Below are 1,770 nucleotides of genomic sequence, written 5' to 3' on the forward strand. Positions count from 1 at the left end.
TTATCACTTTTCATGATGCGAAACCTTTCGATAAACTACACACGTAGAAAGATGTGTATCAGGACCTCTGGACGCGGGTTCAAATCCCGCCGTCTCCATATTTGTAGCCTACAACCTTTGTGGATGTAGGCTTTTTTATTATGTGTTTTTCAGGGGATAATGCATTGCAGAATTTGTTGTGAGTATTGATATAGCAGTGTTTGTATAGGTGTTTATTTGATGGAGGAAAGAGTAATAAGTGATTATGAATTAGTTTTTGAGATATAAGGGGACAGTGATGTGTGTCAAATAAGTGTCAAAAAAGTTGGATTCTGAGTTTTACATTCAACATTGTTCATGAAGAAACTTCTTTATACGCAAAAAATTCTCCATGTTATATATGTCAATATAAAAATGTGAATCGTCTACACTTAATTGGATAAATGGCTACTGAAAAAGAACTTTTCATTTTTGTTACGTCACTAAGTGGGTGTAGTTATAAAGAGATGAGCCGAGTTTTGATATTTTCATTAGAATCAATATGCCTATTAACACAATCAGCAATAGTTGACGAGACGGAAATAAAAGAAGTCGTAGTTAAGAAATGCATTTCACAACATACCATTGTAGCCATTTTTATTGTTTTGGATGATAAACTCTTTTTGGAATTTTTAGTTTTTATAATTTGCAACTACACTACTTCTTTTACTAATATTAATGTCTAAGTAATCGATAAAAAATTCTCCATTGAATAAATGAGAAGTTAAAAACTTTACTTAACCTTTCTCATTGCATTTTCCTATTCACGATTTTAAGAACCCAACATACTACAAACGAATTTTAAAAGGCGAGAGTAAAGCTTACTTGTTTATTATACAGATTTAAAATCCAAGAGTCAGAACAGACTACTCCTCTTTATAACTATAAAAAATAGCTATGAAAAAATCTATCGTCATAGATTCCTTCATAGCTAATCTTAGTATGTTTATTTTTATTTTAGGATGCTATTTATCAACTCAACATATAACTCACTATTTTTATAACCTTCTAATATATCATTAACTTGTCTAATAGGTATTTCTGGTACTTCTCTAATGTTTTCCAATTTTGTTTTAAATTGTTTTTTTGTTATTTGCTCTTTATTTGTAGCCAATTGGAACAAGTAAGAATCTAGCATATTAATTTCTTTATATGAATACATATATCTTAATAACACTAAATCTCTAGTTTTTAAGTTAGGCGCTAGTTCTTCTTGTAATTGTTCTATTGATTGTTTCATTAATAACAATCTCATTTCTAATTCTTCATTATTCATTTTATCACACTCTTTTTATATTAATGCTTGACCAACTTGGGAAACCCAAAACCCTATGCTTCTTGCAGTAGAATCTTTAATACCAGTTCCCATCAATGCTTGTGAAACTTGACCTTGTACATTTCCCCATGTAGCCTCTTCTTGTTTTAATGCATTATTCAATGCGGGATTTACAAATTTATCCCATCTTTTTTTTATGATTTTCCGGCACGGGGACTGATTTCTTTAACACCATTAAACACAGATTTTTTATTTTTAATCATAGTTTTATAGTATCATGTTGGCTAAGCTATAAATAAGTCAGTTTCTCTAAAAATTAAATAACTGAATGTAAGACAATCAACAAACCAAATTTATACTTCATCTAAACTACTGTGGTCGTCATCTTTTTGCTTTTCTTTTTCTTTCTCTCGTTCTTGTTCTTTTTTGTACTCTTCTTCAAATTCTTTTTCTTTCTTTTCTACTTCTTCTCTTGT

The 1,770-nt window shown here is 29.8% G+C and carries 2 protein-coding genes and 1 other RNA gene; 1 reads left to right on the plus strand and 2 read right to left on the minus strand.

Annotated features, from left to right (window positions below):
- Nucleotides 1-101, plus strand: a transfer-messenger RNA (tmRNA) gene (gene ssrA, locus IDG60_RS13125); the annotation flags it as partial.
- Nucleotides 102-970: 869 nt separating this feature from the next.
- On the opposite strand, the gene IDG60_RS13130 is transcribed toward ssrA, so the two are convergent.
- Both IDG60_RS13130 and IDG60_RS22365 read right to left on the minus strand, forming a co-directional pair.
- Nucleotides 971-1,294, minus strand: coding sequence for a hypothetical protein (locus IDG60_RS13130; protein WP_001058299.1), 324 nt, complete (start codon nucleotides 1,292-1,294; stop codon nucleotides 971-973).
- 15 nt (nucleotides 1,295-1,309) lie between these two features.
- Nucleotides 1,310-1,456 (minus strand): hypothetical protein, encoded by a 147-nt coding sequence (locus IDG60_RS22365; protein ID WP_001057759.1) that lies wholly within the window; start codon nucleotides 1,454-1,456, stop codon nucleotides 1,310-1,312.
- Nucleotides 1,457-1,770 lie beyond the last annotated feature (314 nt).

The sequence above is a fragment of the Staphylococcus sp. EG-SA-2 genome, from assembly GCF_017152085.1.

What these genes read in the sequence shown, in the direction of transcription:
- IDG60_RS13130 (WP_001058299.1), bottom strand. Translation starts at nt 1,294, where the DNA reads ATGAATAATGAAGAATTAGAAATGAGATTGTTATTAATGAAACAATCA.